The organism is Actinosynnema sp. NPDC023658 (genome assembly GCF_040639995.1).
GTDB lineage: Bacteria > Actinomycetota > Actinomycetes > Mycobacteriales > Pseudonocardiaceae > Actinosynnema.
Genome location: NZ_JBFAAX010000917.1, coordinates 1 through 2165, shown reverse-complemented (window position 1 = coordinate 2165; position 2165 = coordinate 1). Strand labels below are relative to the sequence as shown.

Genomic DNA, 2165 nt, shown 5'->3' with positions numbered 1-2165 from the left:
GGCCGCAACCCCGGCGGCCTCCTGGTGGCGCTTGTGGCCGTCGCCCTCGCCGCCACGACCTCGCCGCGGTGCACCACGCCGAGGTCGTGGCGCTGCGCGTGGGGGAGCCGTTCGGCTCGCTGGTGCTCGCGGTCGCGGTGACCGTGATCGAGGTGGCGCTCATCGTCACGCTGATGGCGTCCGGCGGGCCCGAGGCCGCGTCGCTGGCCCGCGACACCGTGTTCGCGGCGGTCATGATCACGACCAACGGCATTGTCGGCATCTCGTTGCTGCTCGGGGCCAGTCACCGCTGCGCATCGTTCGCGGACAGGCCACGGCATGATGGTCCAGGTGTCACCGAGTCACCACGAAGTCGTCGGCGCCTTCATCGTCCGCGCCCGGCGCATCCAGGCCCACTCGCTCGTCCGGGACCTCACCGTTCTCTCCGATCTCGCCCGGGAACGGTTCGACGTACACCTGAGCCCCGACGGGACCAGTCGGATCCGCCATCGCCTTCCTCCCGACGAGGAGGTCTTCGAATCCTTGGCCGCGCGCGTCCGCCCGCTGCTTCTCGACAAAGAGTCGGTCTACCACTTCAAGGTCACCAAGGCGTTGAAGCGCCTGCTCGACACGAGTCCGGCCCCTGACGTCGAGCAGTACCGTGACGAGTCGAACGAGCTGCGCGAGGCGTGGAAAACGGCCACGACCGCCGAGACCTACGGGCTGGTTCAGTGGAGGGGAACCGAGGTTCCCGACACCCTCACCCCGGTGTCCAACGTGCTCCTAGCCGAGGCGTGGATGTACATCGACCTCGTGCACGTCGACCCCGACCAGCGCAGGCGCGACGCCCTGGACTACCCGATGCGGCAGCGCTACCTGGCCGCAGTGCGCTACTACTGCCGGATCGCCGAACTGGTCGTGCGGACGTTGCGCTACGTGGAGAAGTTGCGCGACGCCGGCGTGGTCGTGCTCGATGCCGCCGACTGGGAACGCGACGTCGTCGTGGGTCCGGAGATCATCGAGGAGGGCATCATCCGCGTCGCACCCGCCGGAACCGAAGCGACCGCGGCAGACTTCGCCGAGCAACCTGGGGGAACCTGGCGTGATCTCACCGCCGTCGAAGCACTCCGACAGGGCTCGGCGACACGACTGCGGGTGGTGCTCAGCCATGCCGACGGAACCCCGGTGGCCGCCTACGACGCCGCCATCGTGCCCCGCCCCGCCGACGCGGAGGATCGACAGGGCGCCGACGCCCTGATCGCTGGCGGAGTGGTGTGCCGTCTACGGTTCCCGGTGGCCGACGGACAGCCGGGTCCACCGTCGATGAAGCTGGTCAGCGCAACCGACAGCAACACGGCCCATCTGGCGCTGTGCCGCTTCCAAATGCAGGCGGGCGAGGCACACACCCTGGCGTTCTACGGCGAACACGACGACGAACCGCACCTGACCTTCACCACCACCGACCTCACCGCCGAGGAGACCGAACAACTCCGGGTGGTCATCGACACGCTCGAAGACGTCCTGGCCATCGGAGCCCTCACCGGCCGAAGCCTGGGCCGTCCCACCACCATCGGCGATCAGGAACGCATCCTGCTTCGGGTCGCGCGACGACTCCACGAAGGACGAGTCGTCGAGCTCGCCCGCTCGATCGGCCCACGGATCGACCCTCGCGGCGAACTACCCTCCGACGAGCACGCCGTCCTTATCCGGAACGAACCGCAGACGATGACGTTGGCAGGGGTCGAGATTCCGATGCCCGCCTTCGTTGTGTGGCACCCCCGCGCCTCCACCCGCGACCTCGGACCGGCCGCCGAACACGGCCCTGAGGCACAACGGTTCGACATCGCCGCCCCGCAAGGCGAGCGGTTCCTCGCCTGGGCACCCGACATCTGCATGATCCCATCGGACGAGATCACCCAACACGTGCAGCCGTGGGAGCTGTTCGGCATCGACCAGCAGACCAGTCCGTTGTGACCGACCCGCCGTGACAACGGATCCGGGTAGCGGGCACGTCCCCCGGATCCTCGTCATTGACCGTTCGCCATTCGCTCGCTCCTGTGTCAGTCGCCCTGTGGTTTCTGGTACGGGGTGATGTCGGTCGCGTCGTGCACTTCGGCACGGCGGGCGACTCGCGCGGGTTGTGCGACAGCGGGAAGAAGATCAACGTGGACAGGTACTTGGTCAGG

General features: G+C 68.2%; 1 protein-coding gene and 1 pseudogene. Both read left to right on the top strand.

Annotated features, from left to right (window positions below; translation table 11 throughout):
- Positions 1-281 (top strand): annotated as a pseudogene (locus AB0G02_RS36390) (ionic transporter y4hA); the annotation flags it as partial.
- Positions 282-318: 37 nt separating this feature from the next.
- Positions 319-1953 (top strand): hypothetical protein, encoded by a 1635-nt coding sequence (locus AB0G02_RS36385; RefSeq protein WP_360803890.1) that lies wholly within the window; start codon positions 319-321, stop codon positions 1951-1953.
- Positions 1954-2165: the final 212 nt, after the last annotated feature.